The organism is Micromonospora sp. NPDC047738, assembly GCF_040642675.1.
Lineage (GTDB): Bacteria > Actinomycetota > Actinomycetes > Mycobacteriales > Micromonosporaceae > Micromonospora.
In genome coordinates this window covers 58,204-80,284 of sequence record NZ_JBEYSO010000026.1, presented here as the reverse complement: position 1 = coordinate 80,284, position 22,081 = coordinate 58,204, and the positions used below count along the sequence as shown (strand labels likewise).

Below are 22,081 nucleotides of genomic sequence, written 5' to 3'. Positions count from 1 at the left end.
CCCGAAATCGGTGCGATCGGTCCCGCTGCCCTCGGCGGAGCAGCCGTTGTCAGCGGTCCGGGCCGCAACTATCAGCGGAAAGTGCCAGCGGCGGTCGGTGCTCACCCCCGCCGCTGGCCGGCGACCTTTGCACGGCGCGGGCCGGCCCCGGTTCGGGCAGGCCGTCGCTGTTGCCGAGCATCGGCGCTGTGGTCGCCGGCAGGTGGTCGTCTCGGCGGGAAGCTGGTTCCTCTGCAGATTTCTGGATACATCGGAGGTGTTGTCCCAGGCTAACGGGCGCAACGGGTCGAATCAAGTATTCGAATTCGTTTAGATCCGATGTATGGGCCAGCAGGCTCATGGAGCATCGGTGAGCCGTCCGCCGACGTTCCCGGTGGAGGACCAGGTCCGGTCGTGCTGTCTGTCCTGTCTGCGGAGACGACAATCGCGGAAGCGGCGCGTAGGAACACGACGTCAGAGACGTCGATCGGTAGTTGGAAGCAACAGTTCCTGCAGGCCGGCAGGATATCCGCCACGCCGTGCTGCGGGCGCTGCCGTGGAGGCTGCGGCGTGCCGACTGACCGGCGCCCGAGCTCGACGACCGAGAGGTTTGTAGATGCCGATGCCCTGGTCGCATCCGTTCCGGGTGCTAACCAGGGCATCGACATTCGGGTGGAGCCGAGATGACGGTTACTTCAGGGACAACCGGTCGAGGTCAGGAGCGGAGTTCTCATCATTGTGGATCTTGATCTTGTTGGCGCCCGCCCGAAGCGTCACCGGAACGGAGGTCGTGTAGGAGGTGCTGTTGCCGACACCGCTCACCGGCACCTCGATCGGCGTGCCGTCGTTGACAGTCACGAAGAACGAGCGGTCGCCGTTGACGGTGAAGTCGATGAACAACGTGTATTCGCCAGCAGCGTCCACAGTGACGTCCTCGAACAGCACGTAGGCGTCGGGGCCGCCGCCGATGTTGCGTACCTTCTGGCCCCCGGAACAGGACGAGCAGTTTGTGATGCCGGAAGTACCGAGTTTGTTCCGCGAGTCCTCGGCCTCCCGCATGAACACCCGGTCGGCTGGGCGCAGCTGCACCCGCAGGTCTTGGCTGACCTGCTTCTGGCGACCGAGCGTCTGGAACGACGCCCTGATGGGAATCTTGGCCGAGCTGAGGTTCTGGCCGGGCGGTGAGGTGAGGGTCCAGGACGCTTTCAGCGTCTGACCGAGCCGGATGACCGGTGCTGTCGCAGGGCCGCCGGAGACCGACCAGCCGGCGGGTACCGTCGGGGCCAGCGTGACCTGCTCGAGCGCGTCGTCGACGTCGAGCCGCAAGCTGGCGGTCACGTTGATCGATTGCTGCCCGGGTCCAACCCATTGCAGGCCGGAGGGCTCGACTGTCATCGTCGTCTTCGGGACGTACGACGTCGGAGGCAACGGCGCGACCGCGAGGCGATCCATTCCCGGCCCCTGGTCTGCGTTGCTGAATACCTTGATCGTGTTGGTGCCGGCCTGCAGCGGTACGGCGATCGCCGAAGCGGCTGGTACACCCGCGTTGTCCGCGGCGACCGGCACCGCGATCGCCGTGCCGCCGTTGACGCTCGCCGAGAGCGAGGTGCCGGCACCCGCAGCGGTGTGGTCGAACTGGAGCCGGTAGTCACCGGATTCGGCAACCGTCACATCCCGATAGGTGACCGAGTTTTGTGGCCCGCCGCCGAGCCCGCCCACCTGGAACGAGCCGGAACAGGCGAAGCAATTCGCTCGGCGCGCGTTGCCGTCCAGGGCCTGCGATTCCGCCTCCAGTGGGCTCGGAGTGCGGCCGGAACTCGGGTAGCCGAACCCCACCTTGATCTCGTCGATCTGCAGCTCGCGGTAGAACGTCGGTGCCTGCGGGCCGCCCCAGGTGTTCAGGACCTCCAGCTTGATGTAACGCGCGTGCTGCTCACCGATGTCGACGAACTGCACACCACGTGCACTGGGCATCGCGCCGGTACGTACCGGCTCCCCCCACCGCACGCCGTCGTTGCTCACAAAGACCCGGTAGTCCTTGATCCGCGCCGAGTCCTCCGGCCGACCGAACGACTCCCGCGCGTACGTCGGCGACCCTTCACGCTGGTTAACCGCAAGGTACCGCGCGGGCCGGCGCTCCCCGAGATCCAGCGTCACCGACACCGGCAACTGCGCGTTGCTGTCCCAGTAATCCTCGAAGCTCCCGTCTACGAGGTTGCCCGCCGGGTGGCCGTCGCGAGAGGACGACGCGGTTGCCTTGAGGGTGGACTGGTCATAGAAGTACTGCTGGTCGGCCGTGTGGACCTCGAACACGGTGTCGTACGTATCCCAATTTTTGATGCCGAGGATCGTCAGGTAGCCGCCGGACTGGCTGAAGGCCATCGACTCGCCGGTACGGAGGTCGGTAACCCCGGTCACCCGGTAGCCATTGTCGCGCAGCCGGACCAGGTCGGTCCTTGGCCTGGTCAGTACGTGGACGTACTGGGTCCGAGCGCCGGGTTGAACGGTGATGACGCCATGAGCACCGTCGTTCCAGAAGCCGGGCTGCATGCCGCCGTACATATAGCCGCCGCCCTCAGTGCCATGCAGCGAGGAGCGGATCGGTGGCACCCACTCGGCCATGAAGTTGTTGAACGCCTCCTGTGGCGGGGGGAACTTGCCGTTCACCATTGGGGTCTCGGCCATCAGTGATTTGATCGACGAACCCGCGTTAGCGATGTAGCGACCCGTGCTGAGCCGGAAGTCGACCGGGTGGTTTCCGCCGTCGTACCACCAGGAGCCGGTGGTCGGCAGCTTGTAGTCGGCCTCGGTGATCCGCGGCATCGACGTCCAGACCGCCTGGGGATAGTCGTAGGAGGGCGTCATGCCGGTCTTCTGCTCGTTACTGACCGTGTCCATGATCGGCGTGTCCTCGTTGTTGTTGCTCAACAACCAGGACGGGCGTATCTCCCGGATCTGCTCGTAGAGGTGGTTCCGCTCCCAGTAGGCGTTGTCGTTGTCGATCCAGAACCCCGCCAGCTCGGGATAGTTCTGCATCACCTCGAAGAACAGGTCGTAGCTGAACATGCCGAAGCCATCTCGGGTGGTCAGGTCCACCTGCTGGCCCTTGTACGCCGAGTAGGCCGCCGAGTCGAGGGTTTCTACGCCATTCTCGTTGTGCCACTGCGGATCATCGGTCATGTAGAGGATGGTCCGGACGCCCTTCGCCTTGCCGGCGTTGACCAGTTCGCCAAGGATGTCGCGCTCGGTGGCACAGCTACCCGGAATCTTGGAGGGCCACGGTCTGGCGTAGCCCAGCCTGCTGTGGAAGGTAGCCAGCACGATGTACGACGCACCAAGCTTGCGTGCTTCGTCGACCCAGTAGTCGGGGGTCCAACCACCCTCGGTGACGTCACGTTCCCAATCCGCGCAGTGGAGGTGACGTGGCGCGGTGAACATTCCCCAGTGCAGGAACAGGCCGGCGGTGGACTCGCGCATCCACTGCTGTCGCGAGTGCTGGACCTCTGCGTGAACGGCTGGGGCGCCAACGAGGCTGGCGGCCAGTGCCAGGACAAGCGCGGCCAGGGCCAGGCGCCACCTGGCCCACAACGGCTTTGTTCGTGGTCGGATTCCGTTGGGCGGTCGAAGTCTCATGGGGGCATCGCCTCTTCGTAAGCTGCCTTGCGGCTGTTACATCGACGTTTCGGACGAAGACATCCGATGATTACAACGGTCCATGGCTGCGGTCAACCCCTCCGGGGTGCCTTTGCTGCGCTGGCAGCGGGCCATCCAGAAATGGCAGCCTGCGCGCACCGTCCATGAACGTGGGGGTAAGCCAGGGCCGCCTCCGACTTCAGGCAGCCACCGACCGCCAGGCATCCGACCAGCGGCGGCCAATGCGATTCATCGGATGGCTTGGGTTTCGGGCCGGCGAACCGGCTGTCCGGTACTGCTGGCATGCCTGACGGCCTGCACGGACCGAACGTCATCACCGCCGGGGAGGCCGTGCTGCTTTCTCGTGGCGGTCGACGGCGGAGAGGCCGTGCACCTCGCGCGCCAGCACGAACCGTTGGAGCAGGGCCGCGGCGCCGTACCCGACCACTACCTCACGGGCGGAGACAGCGAGCGTGAGGCAGTCCAGCGGCGGTACGACGTCGAGGCGCTGCCGGAGCCGAACTGGGAGCACACGACGAGGTGCGTCGACGGGGGTTACAGCTCGGCGAACAGCCAAGGTCAACCGGCACGCGGCCAGCCGGCCGGAGAAGGATCAGCCACGCCAAGCCGACACGTACCGATGCGGCTGAACCCTGCCGGCCGGCGACGCGCCCACGTGCACTCCCAGTGCTACGGTCGTCGACCTCAACGCACAATTCGCACAATGTCGGGCCGGCCCCAACCACGAGGCGGATCTCGTCGCTTGGCGCGCGACCCACCCGCGTCCGGCCTGCCCGACTACGCCTGCCGTGCGGTGTGCATGCCCGATCGGTCGCCGGATCGCATGGACTGTCATCCGCCGGTGTTCGGTCGGGTGAGTCCCTGGTCGTAGGCGAATATGACGGCCTGTACGCGGTCGCGGGCACCTATCTTGGCGAGGACCTTGCCGACGTGGGTCTTCACGGTGGACTCCGACAGCACGAGCCGCTCGGCAATTTCCCGGTTGGTCCAGCCGCTGCCGATCGCCACCAGGATCTCGTGTTCCCGGTCGGTGAGGCTGGCCAGCCGCGGGTCGGTGCGGCCCGACGGCGAGGAGCTGGCGGCGAGCTGGCCGGCGAAGCGGTCCAGCAGTCGGCGGGTCAGCGCGGGCGCGATGACGGCGTCGCCTTCCGCGACCGCCCGGATGCCAGCCAGCAGCTCCTCGGGGCGCGCGTCCTTGAGGAGGAAGCCGCTGGCCCCGGCGCGCAGGGCGGCGTGCGCGTACTCGTCCAGGTCGAACGTGGTCAGCACGAGCACCCGGGACCGGTCGCCGGCTGCGACGATGCGTCGGGTGGCCTCGATGCCGTCCATGCCGGGCATGCGTACGTCCATGAGAATCACGTCGGGGTGCAGCTGCTCGGCGCGGCGCACCGCCTCGGTGCCGTTGCCGGCTTCTCCGACGACGTCCGTTTCCTCGTTGTTCTCCAGCAGCATGCGGAAACCCAGCCGTTGCAGGGGGTGGTCATCGACGATGAGCACGGTGATCATGTCCGGCCTTCGAGTGTGGCGGGCGGGGTCAGGTCGAGGATCGCCCGCACCGTCCAGCCTCCGCCGGGGCGCGGGCCGGCGGCGACGGTTCCGGCGTACAGGGCGGCTCGCTCGCGCATGCCGGCGAGTCCGTGCCCGGGTTTCGCGGGCGGCGGTGGCGGGCGGTTGGGCGGCTGGGGGCCGGTGTCGTGCACCGTGATCTGCAGCCGCCCGTCGGTGGCGGTGAGGCCGACGTCGAGGGCGGTGTGCGGCCCCGCGTACCGCAGCGCGTTGGTGAGCGCCTCCTGCGCGATGCGGTACGCGGTGAGCTGTACCCCGGGGTCGAGGGCGTCGACGTTGCCGGCGGTGCGGTAGACGACGTCTGGTCCGGCCATCCGGATGCGCTCGCAGAGGGAGTTGATCTCGGCGACGCCGGGCTGCGGGTGGAGTTCGGCGGCCTCGGTCTCGTCGCGCAGGACCCCGAGCACCCGGCGCAGTTCGGCGAGGGCCTGCCGGCTGGTGTCGCCGATGAGTTCGAGCGCCTCGCGGCCGCGTTGCGGGTTGCCGCCGACCGCGTATGCGCCGCCGTCGGCCAGTGAGATGACCACCGACAGGCTGTGGCCGATGATGTCGTGCATCTCCCGGGCCACCCGGGTGCGTTCGGTGGCCGCGGCAAGCCGGCTGCGCTGGTCGCGCTCGATCTCCAGGCGCTGCGCCCGGTCGCGCAGCGCGGCCAGCTGTGCCCGACGGATGCGGATGGCGAAGCCCAGGGCGGCGGCCGCGGTAGCGGCGCTGTAGAGGAAGAACAGCGCGTCCCACGGCGTCACGACGGCGGAGGCCCGCCACGCGACCAGGGCCATCGCCGCGGCGACGGTCAGCCCAGCCCAGAGCAGCCGGGCCGGATGGACCCGCAGCACGAGGCTATAGATGGCGATGAGCAGCGCGACGTCGGCGCGGAGCAGCACGCCGAAGGACCATTGCAGGACGAACACCGCGGCGATGGCGTAGAACGCGGCGGTTGGTGCCCGGCGGCGCCAGAACAGCGGCAGGACGAGGCCGAGCTGCAGGGCGACCATGACGCCCAGGGGCGGATGGTTCAGCAGGACCCGCAGCTCCCGCCGCTCGTCGGTGTGGACGAGGTCGGGAACGCAGAACACCAGCAGTACCACGGCGACCACCGACGCGTCGAACAGCCATGGCCACCGGGCGTCGAGCCGCCGCAGCCGCTGGCCGAGGCCGGCGAGCCGGTCGACCAGCGGATGGGCGGCGAGATGGTCGGTGTCTTCAGGGCTCATCGTCACCAACCCCTGCGATGGTCATGCGTCCTTGCGTACCAGGCGGTAGGCGCCGCCGGCCAGCGCCAGGACGGTCCAGCCCAGCAGGACCAGCGCACCGGTCCCCGCGGACAGCGTGCCCGGCGCGTGGTGCAGCGCGTACAGCGCCTCGCCGGCGTTGCTCGGCAGGTACGGCCCGATGTTGTCCTGCCAGGAGGTCGGCAGCAGCGACAGCAGCCCGGGCACCAGCAGCAGCGTGGCGACGAGCACCGAGATGGCCCCGGGCACCGAGCGCATCAGCATCCCGAGCGCGGTCCCGATCACCCCGACCAGGCTCAGATAGAGGCCGGCGCCGAGCAGCGACCGGGCGACGCCGCTGCCCGACAGAGACATGTGGGCCGGGGTGCCGTTCACGACGGCGTTGACGATCAGGAACCCGCCGAACGCGCCGGCGACGCCCACGACGAAGGCGACCACGCCGTACACGGCGGCCTTGGACCACAGCACCGGCAGCCGGCGTGGCACCGCGGCCAGCGTCGAGCGGATCATGCCCGTGGAGTACTCGCCCGCGGCGAACAGCACGCCGAGCACGCCGAGCGCCAGCTGACCGAACCGTACGCCGAACAGCGTCAGGGTCACCGCGCTCGCGTTGACGAACTCCCCCGAGCCCGCCCGGGTGCCGCCAGAGGTGGCCAGCGACTTGTACCGCACTGCCGCGATGCTGCCGAACACCAGCAGGCCGGCCAGCCCGAGGGCGAGCGTGATCCAGGTGGAGCGCAGCGTCCACAGCTTCGCCCACTCCGAGCGGAGCACCCGCCGCCCAGTAACCTTGTACGTGGGCCGCGACACCGGCCCGGCGCCGGCTCCCGCGGTGCGAACTTCCGTAACAGTGCTCATGCCGCCACCCCGCTGGTCACGGTGCCGTGGTACTCCACGGCGTCCCTCGTCAGATCCATGAACGCCTCCTCCAGCGATACGTGCTTCGGGGTGAGCTCGAACAGGGCGATGCCGTGCTCGGCGGCCACGAGCCCGATCTGCCGTGCCGGCAGGCCGCTCACCTGCAGCTGCTCGGAGCCGGCCCGCCCGATGATCTCGACGCCCGGGCCGGCCAGTGCGGCCCGCAGTCGGGCCGGGTCCGCGGTGGCCACGGTGACGGTGTCGCCTCCGGCCTGGCGCACCAGGTCCTGCACGGTGGTGTCGGCGAGCAGCCGCCCGCGCCCGACGACGATGAGGTGCTCGGCGACGAGCGCCACCTCGGCCATCAGATGCGACGACACGAACACCGTGCGGCCCTCGGCGGCGAGCCCGGCGAGCAGGTTGCGTATCCACAGCACGCCCTCGGGGTCGAGGCCGTTGACAGGCTCGTCGAGCATCACCGTGGCCGGGTCGCCGAGCAGCGCGGCGGCGATGCCGAGCCGCTGCCCCATGCCCAGCGAAAACGACCCGGCACGCTTGCGCGCCACGGACTGCAACCCGGTCAGCTCGATCATCTCGTCGACCCGCCGCCGCGGGATACCGTGCGTGTGGGAGAGGACCATCAGGTGGTCGAACGCGGTGCGGCCCGGGTGGATCGACCGCGCCTCCAGCAGCGCTCCGACCTCCTGCAGCGGCGCCGTATGGCGCGCGTACCGCCGGCCGTTGACGGTCACCGACCCGCTGGTCGGAGCGTCCAGCCCGATGATCAAGCGCATGGTGGTGGACTTCCCCGCACCGTTCGGCCCGAGGAACCCGGTCACCATGCCGGGCTTCACCTCGAAGTCGAGGCGGTCGACCGCCGTCTTCTCGCCGTACCGCTTCGTCAGCTGCCGTGCCTCGATCATCGACCATCCCTCGCCTCGACCCCGCCGCGTTTCCGGCGTCCCGTCAAGGACGCTAGAGACCGAAGGCCCTCCGGCGGCGGTACCACGGAATGATCTCCCGGTTCCGGCGTAGTACCGCAGTACCACCCCGACAGCCGGCAGCGCCGCGGGAGGTACGGGCGGGTAGCGTCCGTGACCTGGCCGCAGAGCGGCCGATCCGGACCGGGACCGGGATCGTTGATGTAAAAAGATACTTTCGCATCGGGCGGCCACTAGGCGTTGGCCGGCCACTTCGACGACCACCACGCCTTCGTCTGCGCGATCATGTTACGCCGCATCGACACGCTCGCCGCCGACGTCGCCGACCTGGACGCCGGATCGCGCAGATGATCGCCCCTTTCGCCCCGGCCGTGGAGAAGCTGGACGAGATAACCGGTATCGGCGTCCGCTCCGCCCAGGAGATCATCGCCGAGATCAGGGTGGACACGAACGCATTCCCCACCGCCGCGGCACCTGGCGTCGCCGAAGACACGCAGCGTGTTGCCGGCGTAGCTCAACCGTTGGCGGCGCCGATCGGCCTACCTGTCACGGCGTCCCACGCGGCCATCGCGTATGCGACGACGTCGCTCAGCGTGGTCTGGTCGGCCCCGTCGCGGGCCTGTGCGGACATGCCCTGGAGCACCGCCGTGATGAAACGGGCCAGGGCGGCGGAATCCGTGTCGGGCGGCACGTCGCCCTCGGCCACGCCGCGCTCGATGCGCCGCTGCAGGATAGCCAGGTCCTCCGTCCGGCATGCGGCCATGAACTGCCGGATGTGGTCGTTCTCCACCGCCCCGGTCGTCGCCGTCAACAGGACGAGGCAGCCGGTCGGATGCCCGGGCTCCACGTAGGCGTACGCGTTGTGCTGGAGCAGCGCTTCGATTGCCGCCCGGGCGGTCGGTGCCTGCTCGAGCGTGCGTTGCGGCACGGCGCCGTGGGTGGCGTTGTAGTGGGCGACCGCCTCCCGGAACAGCGCCTCCTTGTTTCCGAATGCGGCGTAGAGACTGGGCGACGCGATGCCCATGGCCGTGGTCAGGTCCGTGAGGGAGGTACCTTCGTAGCCGCGTTCCCAGAAAACCTGCATGGCCCGGTCCAGAGCAACGGTCCGGTCGAAAGCACGTGGCCGTCCTCGCGTGCCCACTGTCTGCGCTCCTTTCCTGGCTCTGAACCGCTTGACCATGCGCCGGTGAACCCGGGTAATTGCTTCACTCTGGCAGGATTGCCCGATCCGGCGAAGCGCGGGTCGGTCTTGCCCGGCCGCGGCAGAGGACTTTGCCAATCGAGGCCCGGCAGGCAGTCGGGTTCGGGGTCCCGCTGAACGGTTCAGCCCTCCACGGCCTTGAGGCCGATGATCCCGAGGAGGATCAGGGCGAGGAAAGCGAACCGCTGCGGTGAGGCGCTTTCGCCCAGGGCGACGATTCCGGCGACGGCTACGCCGACGGCACCGATGCCCACCCACACCGCGTACGCGGTCCCGATGGGCAGGTTCTTCATGGCCCATGACAGCAGTACGAAGCTCAGCGCGGCGGTGGAGACGGCCAGTGCCGAAGGCCAGAAGCGGGTGAATCCCTCGGTGTGTTTGAGCGCGGTCGCCCACACCACCTCGAGCAGGCCGGCGGCGATGAGAATGATCCAGGCCACGGGTGTTCCCTTCGGAGTGGGCGGCCGCCAACCACTGGTGCCGGGTCGGCAGCTGTGGTTGGCGGTCGTGAACGATGGACTCAGGCGGCAAATCCGCCGTCTACGGCGATCGAGGTGCCCGTGATGTACCGGCCGCCCGGGCCGGCGAGGTGGCTTACCGTGGCCGCGACGTCCGCAGGCTCGGCGTAGTGCCCCAGCGCGATGAAGCTGCGTTCGTGGTCGGCACCCTCGCCGCTGGCCGGGTTCATGTCCGTGTCGGTCGAGCCCGGGTGCACCACGTTGACGGTGATGCCGCGCGGGCCGAGGTCGCGAGCCAGGCCCCGGGTCATGCCGATCAGCGCACTCTTGCTCATGGCGTACAGACTGACCCCGGCGTACGGGGCACGCTCGGCGAAGCAGCTCCCGATGCTGATGACCCGGCCGCCGTCGCCCATATGCCGCACCGCCGCCTGGGTGGCCAGGTAGACACCGCGCACGTGCACCGCCAGGGTCCGGTCGACCTCCTCGGTCGACACTTCCTCGATCGACGCATACGGGAAGACGCCGGCGTTGTTGACCAGGATGTCGAGCCGGCCGAACTCGGCGACCACGCGCTCGACCGCCGCCACGACCGCCGCGCCGTCTCCACTGTCGGCTTGGACGGCGAGTGCCCTGCGGCCGTCCTCCTCGATCGCGGCGACGACGGCTTTGGCCTTCTCTCCGGCGCTCAGGTAGGTCAGCGCCACGTCGGCTCCGTCCTGCGCCAAGCGGGCGGCGATCGCTGCTCCGATGCCCCGGCTTCCTCCCGTCACCAAGGCGATCTTGCCGGCCAGATGCGTCACCTGACCCTCCTCTCTCGCTCGCTCGACATTTCTGTATCGAACGATACAGTATTCTCGCTGCATGGAGGAAGACGGCTGAAGGCCGACGCTCGCCAGCGGCGAACCCGCGCACGAGATCGCGGGTCTGCTGCGACGGCGCGTCCACGCCGTTGGGTGTGCCGGCGAGCAGACGCTCGACCACCTGGTCCTGTTTCGCCTTTTGGACGAACACGTCGCTGGTTCTCCTCGTCGGCGCCGAAGTACCGCGACCGTGTCGCGTCAGCCCTGGCGGCCTTCTCGGCGATCAGGCAGATGTGGCTGTGTACGTCAGACGGCTGTCGGTCGTCTGACCGCTGACCGTTCCGACGCCTGTCGCCAATCCGGCAACGAGCAGGACAACGACGGCGCCGGCGAGGACGAACCGGTTGCGGCGTGTGGCGCCGCTCACCGATCAGCTGATCCAGTCGCCCTCCGCACGGCTGCGAAGAGTGCTGGTCGCGCTGCCCACCTGGCTGACTCGACCGGTTACCGATGGCCGTGTTCACCCATACGGTGATGGAATCGCCGGTCAGGGCGGCCCGTGGCCGCCCTGGCCAGCTCGTAGCCGTCGGAGCATCGCGAGGGCGACGAACCGTGCCAGCCGGTCCAGCCACGGAACTGACAGTGGTCCAGGCCGGCATGGCCTTCGCCGTCTGGGTTGGGTGGGCCGCGCGGCGAGGTGCCCGTGGGGGTCCTTCTCCGCGCGGCCTCCCGCCGAACCGGACGTGCGAGTTTCCCCACATCCGGCTCTCCGGTGATCTATGCCGTGAGTGTGGTGGGTTGGCCTGCATGGATTTGGTCGTGGCAGGTGTCTCAGCGCCGATTCGGACAAGCTGGCCCGCCTCAACATACGAAGACGTCAACGCCTCGGCGGCATCCTCCACCTGGACGCCGTCGAGATCAACGTCCACTGCCCGTATTTTTGGGGGGCAGGCGCGGGTGTCACGCCTTGAAGGTTTCTTGCCAGCGCTCTACCAGGCTGGCGAACTCGTCGACGGCTTCACGGGCTTGCCCCGTGGTGGTCCGAGTGTGCAGCGCCGCCCGGTAGGCGTCCGCGGTGCGGAGGATGGCGTGGTCGGCGGCGATGTAGATGGGTGACCGCTCGCCGAGGAGGTCCAGCAGCCGAGGACGGTCTAGTTCGGACGCAACCAGTCGGCGCTCCGCGTCGTGCACACCCTCGGTCGGCCTCCTCTGGCCGGGGATGGCTGGCGGCGGGGACCATCTGAAAAGGAGCAGGTGCGACGGGCCGGGCATCCCGTCCCGGTCCCTTTCCCACGCCTCCAGGAAGGCCAGGACCGCCCGGAGGTTGCCAAGGATCGCCGCTGGTACCTCGACCAGTGGCTGGGCGGTGCTCGGACGGGTCGCGGTCAGCCGCGCCCACAGCACGATGGTACGGATCATTGGGAAGGCCACAAAGACGATGATGGATGTCAGCGCGATGACGATGACGAGCCCCGCCCACGGCCCGCCGAAGTCGGTCGCCAGTTGCCAGTCCAGGATCTGCGGGATGTTGGGACCGGGAAACGAGCCGACCAAGTGCCAGGTGACCGCGGCGAGCGACTCGGACGCGCTCGTCCAGCCGGCATCGGTCGCGCCGGCCCGGACATCAACGGCGCCAACGGCACGCAGCAGGGTCAGCACCGCCGCCGCAGCGATGACGATGTGCACACCGATCAGCGCATAGCCGCGTAGGTCCTCCCGCAGCCCGCTCGATGGTGACGCCCAGTCGCTGGTGCCCAAAACCGCGGGGCGCCGCAGTACCCTCCACATCAGATAAAGAAAAAAGGTCGCAGACAATCCCCAGCACGCGGTGATGATCGCCCGACCGACGGGGAAATCCCAAGGCGTCCACGTCACGTGTTCGGTGAGCCATCGCGTGGCCGGTGCATCGCTTCCTACGAACCCGAGCAGGAACGCCACGGCCACCAAGTCGTTCGGCAGCTCCTCCTCGTCCCAAAGGAACACCAGCAACAGCACCGTCACCACGAGCCACACGAGCAGCGTGATGCCGATCCTGCTCCACGGTCCCCGCCCGCCGATCCCGGGAAGCACTGGGCTGTCGAACCACACCAGGGCGACGGCCGCCGCTAGCGTGAGTACCGCCGGCAGTGCGCGGACCCGCTGAAAGGCCCAGATGCCAAAGGCGGCAGCGACCATCATGGCAATAACGGTCCCGACGAGCGTGAGGCTGGTCCACGAGAACCACGGCATCGCCACATCCGCTCCCGGCTCTATCACGCTCCACACTGTGCCCGCGCCCGTAGCCAGCAGAAGCAGCCAGACCGGGATCTCGACGAAGCGGAAGATGCGGCGGCCACCGATCTTGCTCGCCACCGCGGCCGAATACCGCCGTTCGTTGCTTCGGCTTTCGACGAGCGCGTACACAGCGACCGCGACGCGCACCAAGGGCGGAATCACGACCAGCTTGAAGCCGAGGATGAGCAGCCGCCCGTCGATGCCTGGGAGTACGGGTGGCTCGGTCCACTCCAGCCGGCCCGCAATGTCAAGCAGCGGAACGGAATCGACGAGGTGCCACATGTACAGCCGCTCGATGGCCCACAGGTCCGCATCCCCGCCGGCCATCGCTGCCGTGATGGCGGCAAACGCCTCGACGCTCACCATGACGGCCGCCGCGGCGGTGAGGAACGCCAGCAGCAACGAGCGCCGATGAGCCGGCTCGACCAGCGAGATGATGACGTTACGGACGACGACTATCAGCAGTACCGATGCCAGCAGCGCCGCGACGGATGCCGCGACCCAGCGCGCCACCGGGCCGCCGCCGACCGCCGCCGTCAGCACCAGCCGCAGCAACGCGACGACGCCGACGGTGGCCACCAACACCAAGGCGAACAGGCGCAACCAGGTACGCAGTGACTCGTCGGCCGCGGCGTCGAGCTGGACCTCAGCGCGGTCGCGCCAAGCATCGAAGGTACGGAAGGCCGAGTCCAGCATCGACTGGATTTCCCGCAAGGCCGATTTCACGACCGTATCCTCTCATCGAGGCGCCGGGGCGTCCTGTCTGCGGCAACTTTCGTATAGACCACGGGGCGCTGGAACGTCCAATACCGACGGTCGATGGAGGTGGTCATCGAACGGCCGTGCAGGACACCGGCGCCCCGCTGCCGGTCACGAAGACTAAACCTGCTCTTGATGTTTCTGATCCGCACCGATGCACGCGAGGACTGACGCCGCGTCGGCTGTCAGGAAGAGCTGGAAATAGTAGGAAGGGTCGAGCTGCGTCACCCCGCCAAGTCGCACGGGCTGTTCACCGAGCGCATGGAGCGTCTCGACAGCCGCCGCGAACCCGAGCGTCGGGATGCCTCGATCCGAGGTAATCGCCTCCCGCGCCTGGTACGTGGATGCAAGGTTGTTGGCGGGGACCAATACGTCGACGTCGTCCCAGATGCGGAAGGACGCTCCCCGCTCAAGGGCCTCACGACACGCCTTGTTGACTGGGCTCTCGCCGGCAAGCAGAGAGATCAACTCATCGCGCTCGACGCAGCGACGGTACAGCCATCCGTACAGCCAAGTCGTCCCGCTGAGGCCGACTCTGGCCGACAACGACGGACGGGCTGACCAGGCACGCAGACACCTGACCAGCCACCCCTGATCTTCTTCTAAGCCCAACGCCGGCGTGGAAGGGCATGATGTGCGGGTGATCACGGAGCAGGAGGCAAGAAGAACGGCCGAAGCGGTGCTACGGGGCATGTCCTCGGTACCGGGTGTGCCAGCGCTGGCAATCACGGAACTCCCACTCGGCGGGGGTGCGATTGCGCGGATCGGCCGGCCAGGACGACTCGGTCAAGTCACGGGGGGTGCGCATGGATCGGGCCACCCAGAGGAATGAGATCTGGCGGGCGCTGTCGGTCCCCGACTTCATCGTGGGCAGCGTCACCGCGGTCACCGAGACCGGCTCCCTGGTGGCCGGCTCCGCCAGCGGAAGCCAGCTGCCCGGCTACGCCGGCGCCGCCGCCCGCGCGATTTGGGTCGTCGGGGCGCAGAAGATCGTGCCCGACCTGCCCGCCGCACTGCGCCGCGTCGAGGAGCACTGCCTCCCGCTGGAGAACGAGCGCGCCTTGAATGCCTACGGGAAGTCCAGCTCCCTCAACCGCGTGCTCATCCTCAACGCCGAAACCGAACCCGGGCGCGGCAGCGTCCTGCTGATCCGCGAGGCCATCGGTTTCTGAGAGCAAGAAACAGCCCCTACGGAAAGGCCTTGTAGGGGCTGTTCGTCACGCCGGCACGTGAAAGGGTCGTTCGCCTTGCGGCGCGCCGGTCGTCCAGTCCCAGCGGGTGATCGTGGTGCGCATCAAGCGGGCGGCGGCTGACAGGTGGCTGTCGGTGCCCCAGTAGAGGGTGACCGTGCGTCGGCAGTCGGCGCTGTCGACGGTGATCCAGGCGACCGGGGCATGCGGGGCGTGCGGGGCGGTGCGGCGGGCGAAGGCGGGGACCAGGCCGATGCCGAGTCCGGCGCTGATCAGGCTGGCGATGGCGCTGTGCTCGTCGCTTTCGCAGACGATCTTCGGGGTGAGGCCGTGGGTGGCGAAGAGGCGGTCGAGGAGCCGGCGTAGCCAATGTCCCTTGCGGGCGGTGATGAAGGGCTGGTCGGCGAGTTCGTCGACGGTCACCGTCGTGCGGTCCGCCAGCGGGTGGTCGAGCGGTACGACCACCGACACCGCTTCGTCGAAAAGGTGCGTCGACTCCAGTCCCTCGGCATGGATCGACTGCGAGGCGATGCACAGATCGACGTCCTGGGCGCGCAGGTGGCGGCCCATGTCCTCCGACGACGACCAGTGGAGTTCGATCTCGACGGCGGGATGCGCGCGCTTGAACGCTGCCAGCGGCCCGGTTAGGGTGAGGAAGGTCTCCGACGCCAGTCGCACGATACCCAAGCCTTCACTGGTGGCTTCGGAGACTGCACGTCGTCCGGCATCGAGCTCGCCCAGGGCGCGTTCGACGTGATCGCGGAAGAGCTTGCCGGTGGCATTCAGCCGGAGCCGTCCGCTCCGGTCGAACAGCGGCATCCCCAGTTCGCTCTCCAAACGGGCGATGGTGCGGCTCAGCGACGGCTGGGCCACGCGCAGCTCGTCGGCTGCCCGGCTCAGGTGCTCCAGCCGCGCCACCACCAGGAACTGCCGGAGCGAGTTCAGCTCCATCATGCCTCCCCCGGCATAACGTCATAGCAATATTGATCTTAGACGGAATAGCCCAGAAGTCATAGTGTCGACGACATGGGAAACCACGAAGAAGATGCGATCCGCCGCCAGATCAATGCCATCGCCGAAGCGATCGGCGCTAAGGATCTCGAGAGCCTGGAACAGGTCTACGCCGCGGACGTCGTGTCCTACGACATCGAGCCGCCGCTCCAGCACCTGGGGATCGAGGCGAAGCTCAAGAACTGGGCGCACGTGTTCTTGGTCTTCGAGCGCGCGACGTACGAAGTCCGCGACCTGAGCCTCGTGCTCGGCGACGACCTCGCGCTCGGATACGCCTTCGCCCGCCTCAGCGGCACGTTGAAGAACGGGACGGCGACGAACGGCATGTGGGTCCGGGTTACCTACGGCTTCCGGAAGACCGACGGCGCCTGGCTCATCACCCACGACCACGTCTCCGTGCCGCTGGACATCCAGAGCGGCAACGGAGTCGTCGACCTTGAGCCCTGAGCCGGAAACGGGAGAACTCTCATCATGATCCTGGTTACCGGCGGCACCCGAAACGTCGGCGCCAACGTCGTCCGTGAACTGCTCGACGTCGACGAGAAAGTACCGCGTCCTGAGTCGCGAACCCGGCGACCGCTCCTTCCTCGACAGCGTCGAGTCTGTGCAAGGCGACCTGGCCCGGCCGGAATCTCTGCCGACGGCGCTGTCCGGTGTCGAGCGGGCGTTCCTGATGTCCCCGGCCTTCGCGGGCATCGACGGGTTCCTCGACGCGGCCCGGCAGGCCGGCCTACGGCATGTCGTGCTGTTGTCGTCGGCGAGCGTCCTGTCCGAGACCCCCGGATTTCATCGGCGAACAGCACCAACATCTCGAACAGGCGGTCCTAGACTCCGGGCTGCCGTGGGCCTTCGTGCGCCCGGCGCGCTCATGACCAACGACCTGGCCTGGGCACCGCAGACCGGCAACGGCGCAGTCGCCCGCGGGATGTATGGGAACGCCGCGATGGCGCCGGTCGATCCGCGCGACATCGCCGCGGTCGCCGTCCGCGCCCTGCTCGAACGGCGCGCCGGGGAGGCCCCGTGCTCACCGGGCCGCAGTCGCTGACCCAGATCGAGCGCGTGTAGATCATCGCCGAGGCGATCGGGCGACCGCTGCGCTTCGCAGGAGGTACCCCCGGAGCAGTACCGGGAGCAGATGCTGTGCCACGGCATGCTCGCCTCCGTCATCGACCAGCTCGTTGGACGGCGAGCGCGAGTTGCGGCACCCGGGCCGGGCAAAGGGGGCGGCCACGGGCTGTCACTCGAGCAGTGGCACCCATGCGGCGACGACGGTTCCGTCGCGTCGCGCATCGGTGAGCCGTTGAGCCGGAAGCGGCTCGGGGTGCCCTGCCTGCTGCAAGGGACCAACTCCGTAGACGGCGGCGACGGCGCCCAGCGCCCTCGCGGCGGTCGTCCAAGTGGACGGTATCTCGCCGCCGCCGTAGGCGAATACGTGACCGGTCGAGTCATGCAACGCGAGACCCGTAGCGTGCAGACCCACACCCCAGGTGGTCTCCTTCGCCGGATGTGTCGCCGATGTCCAGCGCGACAGGCCCAACAGGATCGCCGCCTCCACGTGCGCTTCGCACCGCGAGCCAGTGAGGGTTTCCGTCCACGCGGCGCTGGCTGGCTCGAACCAGGCGACGGCGACCACCACCGGTCCGTCGGCGTGAGAAGGCTGCCCTGGCTGCGGGATGGGAAAAGGAGCAGCCCACGGCTTCTCCTGGCTCGTCACCCACACGTGCAGCCGTTCACCACCGCACCTTTTCGCATCATCGGCGACGGCAAGCACCCACGCATCGCTGACCTTGTCTCGCGCGCCTGACCGATCCGAGTGGTTTACCGGTGGAGTCGGCGCCGTAGCACCTGCGCTTTCCACAGCCGGTAATACATCCGATACCTCCCGCGATGTTGCTGACGTCCACGGGCGGCGTGCGTTCACCGGTTGAGTGGACCTGGGTACTGCCGCAGGTACGGGCCGCCGGCGGTTGAACGCGTCGACTCCATTCGGCAGGAGCGTGATCGGCACGAGCTGGCCTCTCCTGTACAGCTGGTACCGAGCACATATCAGCCAACCCTCCGCACTGTCGCAGTAGTTGTTACGCCAGGCGCTCAAGCTCGCGTTGAGCAGCGGGAAGAGGGGGCAGTCCTGAGCGTGTGAGCAGCCCATGTCGCTCCGATCTGGCCAGCGTCACCCGGCGAATGGGTGGGATGGCATGAGTTGGAGGGGCAGGTCTCGGTCAACAAGCATATATACCGTATGGACGACTCGGCGGTCTGGTGCCGATCATCGGCGTAGCGGCCCTGGTGGGCATGGTCCTCGCCGGACGGCTCACCGACCGCGCCCTCGCCCGGGGCCACACCAGCATCCGGATCCTGGTCCCCGCGTTCGGCTACACCGCCGCCGCGATCTGCTTCGTGCCGGGCGTGTGGGTCAGCTCCATCCTGGTCGCACTCCCCCTCATCGCGCTGGCCACTGGCGCACTGGCCGCCGCCAACTCACCACTGGACGCAGCTCGGCTCGACATCGTGCCAGGCCGGCTCTGGGGACGGGCGGAAGCCTACGGACAGTCCTCCGCCTCGCTGCCGAGTCGCTCGCCCCGGCCCCCTTCTCGGACGCCTCCGGCGGACGTCGGGTGTGTTGGTGGCACGGTCACAGCGGTGGGGGTGGCGGCTCGAACTGATCCGGTGAGTAATCGCCTATGGCGACGTCCCAGTAGAACGCGTCCCAGTAGCCGTCAACCTGCCACGCTGCAGGGTCGATCGGTTCGAGCTGGGCGCGGAGAGCGTCGGCGGCAGCCTCGGTATCCGCATCCGGGTCGGCATCGTGGTACGGGAACAGCTCGGTTGCGGCTCTCGTGGTCTGGATGAACTGGTCGAGGCTGGAGTTGACCAGAAGCGGGCCACGGACGACTTCACCTCGGTTGGTAACCAGGTCGACCACCTGGCCGTTCGACGGATCGAGGCACACCGGGCCGTAGACGTGGTGGCCGAGCTGGACCAGCTCGGTTCCATCGACTGCTGTCACGAGAAGGAGCTTGTCTTCGGCGGCGATCCCTGTGATGCCGGCGCTGGGGACTATGAGCTGCGGAAACCGTCGAGCCAAATCAGGCGGTAGATCACCGCCTGACAGGTATGCAACAGTGAACCGTGGCCACGGTGACAGAGGCTCACCGATTTGATTATCGATGATCAGTGATCATAGATTGGCCTTGTGGAACGTTTTCGGCTTTCCCAAGGCCGGGAAGCGTGTCGGTGTTCACCCCGTGCACGTTTGGGTGGGCTCGGGGAGGGTTCCGGTGGTGTGGGTCGGCGGTAGGGCCGGTTTTTGTGGATCGGTGTTGAGGCGTTGAGTCGGTGAGCGGGAAGCTGCGGCTGGCCGAGGGTGAGGCCGCCCGGACCGCGTGCGCCCGCGCCTTGCTGCGCACCGGTGTGGACGAGGAGACCGGCGAGGTCCTGTCTCAGGCGGTGCTGGCGCAGCGGGTCGGTTGGTGTGCCGATCTGGTGGCGGGCATGGTGGCCGCGCTGGTCGGCGCGCATTGGAACAGCGTGGATGTGCAGGTGTTGGCGGCCGGGGTGGATGCGGGTGGGCGGCGGTTGCCGTCGAACGCGTGGATGGCGCTGCGGCGCCTGGGCTGGGCGGTGACCGCGCCTCGGGGTGTAAGGGTCAATGATCGGGTCGTGCGGATGGCGCAGGAGCAGGCGGGGCGTGCGCTGCGGTCGGTGAAGTGGCGTGCCGAGGTGACCGGCGGGGTCCTGGCGGCGTGGCCGGTCGATCCGCGCAAGCGCACCCCTGCGGAGTGGGATCAGGTGCGGGCCTCGATCCCCGGCGGGCAGCATCTGCCATCCAATATCATCAAGGGCCGCACCCGCCAGATTGCCGCGTTCGTCAAGGCCAACGGCCGGCTGCCGGTGGACGTGTTCGAACTCGAAGGCGTCCCGAGAGTCGGGCGGATGTTGCTGTTGGCCGCGTGTGATCGGCAGCAGGCCACGATCGAGCGCTGCGACACCGACCCGGGCAGGGCGCTGCTGCGGCTGCAACTGCCCACTCGCCCGGATCCGCGAGGGTATCGGGACTGGACGTGGGTCGAGTGCCGGATCACGTTGCCGCCTACGGTTCCCGCCTCGGCGGTGCTGCACCTGCCCACCCTCCGCCTCACCGACGGCACAGTCCGCGCCGACATGGCATACACGCACGCCGTGCCGAAAGCCCGGGCCACCGGCCACTCGGTGGCGGTCGGTGTGGACTGGGGCCTCAACACCCTCCTCAGCGCCGGAGCCCTGCGACTACAGGCGGACGGGCGGATCACGGCGTTGGGGGCGGGTGGACAGTTCCGCGCCGCCGGGGTCCTGGCCAAGCAGCACCGCCTGCGCCGCCACAGCGAGCGGCTGCACGCGAAGGCCGACCACTACCAGCGGCTGCTCGGCGGCCGCCCCGACGAGCAGCTGAGGGCGAAACACGAGGTGCTGGCCGGCGAGATCCGCCACGTCTCCGACCGCCGCCAAAACTTGAACGATGCGCTCGCGTGGGCTGCCGCCCGCTGGACGGTCGACCAGGCGATCGCCGCTGCGGCTTCCGTCATCTATCTGGAAGACCTGCGGTCGATGGAAGCGCGGGGCATGGGGCACAGCCTGAACACGCGCCTGTCCCAGCAGGTCCGCGGAAAGATCAGCGACCGGATGCGGCACCTCGCCGCCGAGCACGGGATCGCCGTGGTCACCGTCCCCGCCCGCAACACGTCCAAGCACTGCCCGCAATGTTTGACCCCGCTACGGCACCGTAAAGCCCCCGACCGGCCCACCACACCGGGATGGAAATGGGCCATCTGCCCCAACCAGTCCTGCCGTTGGCAGGGCGACCGCGACCACGGCGCCTGGCGGCGCATCGCCGCCCGCGGCCTCACCCATCAGGGCAAGACCGTCATCGACAAGACCAGCGGGCAGATGGTGATCCGCACGGTCGTTGACACCCTCGAAGCCGCAGCCGTCGTCACCCCAAGCACCTCCAAGACCAGTCGGAGGGATCGGTCGAAGGCCGGCCCTACCCGACACAAGCCACCACGCCCCGCGCCCAAGCGACGCAGGGCACCCTCCCCCACCCGGCCCCACGGTCAGGCGGGCAAGCGTCCGGAGGGACACGCACCAACGGACCGGCCGAGGCTGCCCCGCGCAGCCCACCGACACCAGGGCGTGAACACGATCAGCACACCCACCACCGCCGGCCACCGGCCACGCGGAGCCGCACTGGGCGCAGGATTCCATCTCCACGTCCATGCATCTCCACCACGGTGGGAAACGATCCCGGAAACCCCATCCGACTCAGGATCGCTAAGCTGATCAGAGACGCTCATCCGGCATCCCCCGATTCTCTCAGCAAGCCACCACCGGCTCTCTCGGCGTCTGTCCCAGGCGAGGCGGCCATCACGGCCCGGTGCGCAGGTCGCGAGCGTCTGCGGGTCTGTCGAGGGCTGTGATGGTGCCACGGGCTGGTGGAGGAATCGTCGAGCCTGTGGCGCGCGGCGTTTCCCGCAGTGAGATTGGCTGCTACTTCGGATCGTCGGTCTGCCAGGGGTGGAGGAACTGCTCGGGCCGCAGGTTCCATGCTTCGAGGGCCGCGGCGAGTTGGGCCTCGCCGGTGACGGTGGTGGCCTTTACGAGGGTCGCGCCGATGTCGTGGTCGAAGCCGGAAATCTGTTCGGCGTCGTAGTCCCAGTGCTCTAGTTTGAAGATGCGGTCAGGTTCGGATCGGATCCAGCCTTGCCGCCTCGCATCGGCGTCGGCTGCGGTCGTGACGGGTCGGATGTCGACGAACGCTCGCCGGCCCGGTCCGGTGGCGGGTACCTCGGTCACCAGGCGCCGGCCAAGGCGCAGGGCGTTCAACATGTCGGCGGGCCACCGCGGCCGGCCGCCACTCGTGCTCATGCTGCAACCTGCTCGTTCGTATCCGGGCCGGCCTGTGTCGGCCGTGAGGACCGGACGTAGGGCGAGGGCTGGTGGCTGCAAGGCCGGTCAGGCGACCGGATGCCGGAGGTCGATGATCTGCGCCATGCACATCGTCCGCCCCCAGATCCTACGGACGTCGTCATCGGACTCGTGACCCACGGGATCGACGGGAAGTCCTCGCCGGAGCTGTCCGACCAGGCCGGGCGGCCGACCCGGTGCACACCAGCGTCTGT

General features: G+C 68.4%; 19 protein-coding genes. 4 read left to right on the top strand and 15 right to left on the bottom strand.

The annotated features are described in order from the left end of the window. Positions 1-669: 669 nt before the first annotated feature. The 11 genes from ABZ783_RS29550 to ABZ783_RS29500 form a co-directional block, all read right to left on the bottom strand. Positions 670-3,456, bottom strand: coding sequence for an alpha-L-fucosidase (locus ABZ783_RS29550; protein WP_357443816.1), 2,787 nt, complete (start codon positions 3,454-3,456; stop codon positions 670-672). Between the two features lie 490 nt (positions 3,457-3,946). Continuing rightward, positions 3,947-4,144 (bottom strand): hypothetical protein, encoded by a 198-nt coding sequence (locus ABZ783_RS29545; protein WP_357443814.1) that lies wholly within the window; start codon positions 4,142-4,144, stop codon positions 3,947-3,949. 320 nt (positions 4,145-4,464) lie between these two features. Further along, positions 4,465-5,139: a response regulator transcription factor gene (locus ABZ783_RS29540; RefSeq protein WP_357443812.1), complete on the bottom strand. Its 675-nt coding sequence runs from the start codon at positions 5,137-5,139 to the stop codon at positions 4,465-4,467. Then, positions 5,136-6,413, bottom strand: coding sequence for a histidine kinase (locus ABZ783_RS29535; protein ID WP_357443810.1), 1,278 nt, complete (start codon positions 6,411-6,413; stop codon positions 5,136-5,138). The genes ABZ783_RS29540 and ABZ783_RS29535 overlap by 4 nt, the downstream gene beginning before the upstream one ends. 21 nt (positions 6,414-6,434) lie before the next feature. Then, positions 6,435-7,289, bottom strand: a complete 855-nt coding sequence (locus tag ABZ783_RS29530; protein ID WP_357443808.1) for an ABC transporter permease subunit — start codon at positions 7,287-7,289, stop codon at positions 6,435-6,437. Next, a complete protein-coding gene (locus tag ABZ783_RS29525; protein WP_357443805.1) occupies positions 7,286-8,212 on the bottom strand; it encodes an ATP-binding cassette domain-containing protein in 927 nt (308 codons plus the stop codon). Before ABZ783_RS29525 ends, ABZ783_RS29530 begins: the two co-directional genes overlap by 4 nt. A gap of 532 nt (positions 8,213-8,744) precedes the next feature. Continuing rightward, a complete protein-coding gene (locus tag ABZ783_RS29520; RefSeq protein WP_357443803.1) occupies positions 8,745-9,371 on the bottom strand; it encodes a TetR/AcrR family transcriptional regulator in 627 nt (208 codons plus the stop codon). 182 nt (positions 9,372-9,553) lie between these two features. Next, positions 9,554-9,871, bottom strand: a complete 318-nt coding sequence (gene sugE / locus ABZ783_RS29515; RefSeq protein ID WP_357443801.1) for a quaternary ammonium compound efflux SMR transporter SugE — start codon at positions 9,869-9,871, stop codon at positions 9,554-9,556. A gap of 80 nt (positions 9,872-9,951) precedes the next feature. Beyond that, positions 9,952-10,692: an SDR family oxidoreductase gene (locus ABZ783_RS29510; RefSeq protein ID WP_357443799.1), complete on the bottom strand. Its 741-nt coding sequence runs from the start codon at positions 10,690-10,692 to the stop codon at positions 9,952-9,954. Positions 10,693-11,652: 960 nt separating this feature from the next. Beyond that, the gene (locus ABZ783_RS29505) at positions 11,653-13,692 is read right to left on the bottom strand and encodes a hypothetical protein (RefSeq protein WP_357443797.1); all 2,040 of its coding nucleotides are present in this window, start codon (positions 13,690-13,692) and stop codon (positions 11,653-11,655) included. Between the two features lie 153 nt (positions 13,693-13,845). Continuing rightward, the gene (locus tag ABZ783_RS29500; RefSeq protein ID WP_357443795.1) at positions 13,846-14,373 is read right to left on the bottom strand and encodes a hypothetical protein; all 528 of its coding nucleotides are present in this window, start codon (positions 14,371-14,373) and stop codon (positions 13,846-13,848) included. 158 nt (positions 14,374-14,531) lie between these two features. Here ABZ783_RS29500 and ABZ783_RS29495 point away from each other — a divergent pair, with 158 nt between their 5' ends. Next, entirely contained in the window at positions 14,532-14,897 is a 366-nt protein-coding gene (locus ABZ783_RS29495) for an LUD domain-containing protein (protein WP_357443793.1), read from the top strand. 45 nt (positions 14,898-14,942) lie between these two features. Here the strand turns inward: ABZ783_RS29495 and ABZ783_RS29490 are convergent, their stop codons facing one another. Next, entirely contained in the window at positions 14,943-15,866 is a 924-nt protein-coding gene (locus tag ABZ783_RS29490; RefSeq protein ID WP_357443791.1) for a LysR substrate-binding domain-containing protein, read from the bottom strand. Between the two features lie 75 nt (positions 15,867-15,941). Between ABZ783_RS29490 and ABZ783_RS29485 the strand changes: the two genes are divergently transcribed. Both ABZ783_RS29485 and ABZ783_RS29480 read left to right on the top strand, forming a co-directional pair. Continuing rightward, positions 15,942-16,373 (top strand): nuclear transport factor 2 family protein, encoded by a 432-nt coding sequence (locus ABZ783_RS29485; protein ID WP_357443789.1) that lies wholly within the window; start codon positions 15,942-15,944, stop codon positions 16,371-16,373. 394 nt (positions 16,374-16,767) lie between these two features. Then, complete coding sequence (locus ABZ783_RS29480) at positions 16,768-16,971, top strand: hypothetical protein (RefSeq protein WP_357443787.1); 204 nt, start codon at positions 16,768-16,770, stop codon at positions 16,969-16,971. A gap of 192 nt (positions 16,972-17,163) precedes the next feature. On the opposite strand, the gene ABZ783_RS29475 is transcribed toward ABZ783_RS29480, so the two are convergent. Together ABZ783_RS29475 and ABZ783_RS29470 are read right to left on the bottom strand one after the other, a co-directional pair. Next, positions 17,164-17,697 (bottom strand): hypothetical protein, encoded by a 534-nt coding sequence (locus ABZ783_RS29475; protein WP_357443785.1) that lies wholly within the window; start codon positions 17,695-17,697, stop codon positions 17,164-17,166. Between the two features lie 861 nt (positions 17,698-18,558). Continuing rightward, positions 18,559-19,011: an SUKH-4 family immunity protein gene (locus ABZ783_RS29470; protein WP_357443783.1), complete on the bottom strand. Its 453-nt coding sequence runs from the start codon at positions 19,009-19,011 to the stop codon at positions 18,559-18,561. Positions 19,012-19,262: 251 nt separating this feature from the next. On the opposite strand from ABZ783_RS29470, the gene ABZ783_RS29465 reads away from it, so the two are divergent. Then, entirely contained in the window at positions 19,263-21,242 is a 1,980-nt protein-coding gene (locus ABZ783_RS29465) for a zinc ribbon domain-containing protein (protein ID WP_357443781.1), read from the top strand. Positions 21,243-21,449: 207 nt separating this feature from the next. On the opposite strand, the gene ABZ783_RS29460 is transcribed toward ABZ783_RS29465, so the two are convergent. Beyond that, a complete protein-coding gene (locus ABZ783_RS29460; RefSeq protein ID WP_357443779.1) occupies positions 21,450-21,788 on the bottom strand; it encodes a hypothetical protein in 339 nt (112 codons plus the stop codon). Between the last annotated feature and the right edge of the window lie 293 nt (positions 21,789-22,081).

What these genes read in the sequence shown, in the direction of transcription:
- ABZ783_RS29540 (WP_357443812.1), bottom strand. Translation starts at nt 5,139, where the DNA reads ATGATCACCGTGCTCATCGTCGATGACCACCCCCTGCAACGGCTGGGT.
- ABZ783_RS29535 (WP_357443810.1), bottom strand. Translation starts at nt 6,413, where the DNA reads ATGAGCCCTGAAGACACCGACCATCTCGCCGCCCATCCGCTGGTCGAC.
- ABZ783_RS29460 (WP_357443779.1), bottom strand. Translation starts at nt 21,788, where the DNA reads ATGTTGAACGCCCTGCGCCTTGGCCGGCGCCTGGTGACCGAGGTACCC.
- ABZ783_RS29490 (WP_357443791.1), bottom strand. Translation starts at nt 15,866, where the DNA reads ATGGAGCTGAACTCGCTCCGGCAGTTCCTGGTGGTGGCGCGGCTGGAG.
- ABZ783_RS29485 (WP_357443789.1), top strand. Translation starts at nt 15,942, where the DNA reads ATGGGAAACCACGAAGAAGATGCGATCCGCCGCCAGATCAATGCCATC.
- ABZ783_RS29530 (WP_357443808.1), bottom strand. Translation starts at nt 7,289, where the DNA reads ATGAGCACTGTTACGGAAGTTCGCACCGCGGGAGCCGGCGCCGGGCCG.
- ABZ783_RS29525 (WP_357443805.1), bottom strand. Translation starts at nt 8,212, where the DNA reads ATGATCGAGGCACGGCAGCTGACGAAGCGGTACGGCGAGAAGACGGCG.
- ABZ783_RS29495 (WP_357443793.1), top strand. Translation starts at nt 14,532, where the DNA reads ATGGATCGGGCCACCCAGAGGAATGAGATCTGGCGGGCGCTGTCGGTC.
- ABZ783_RS29550 (WP_357443816.1), bottom strand. Translation starts at nt 3,456, where the DNA reads ATGCGCGAGTCCACCGCCGGCCTGTTCCTGCACTGGGGAATGTTCACC.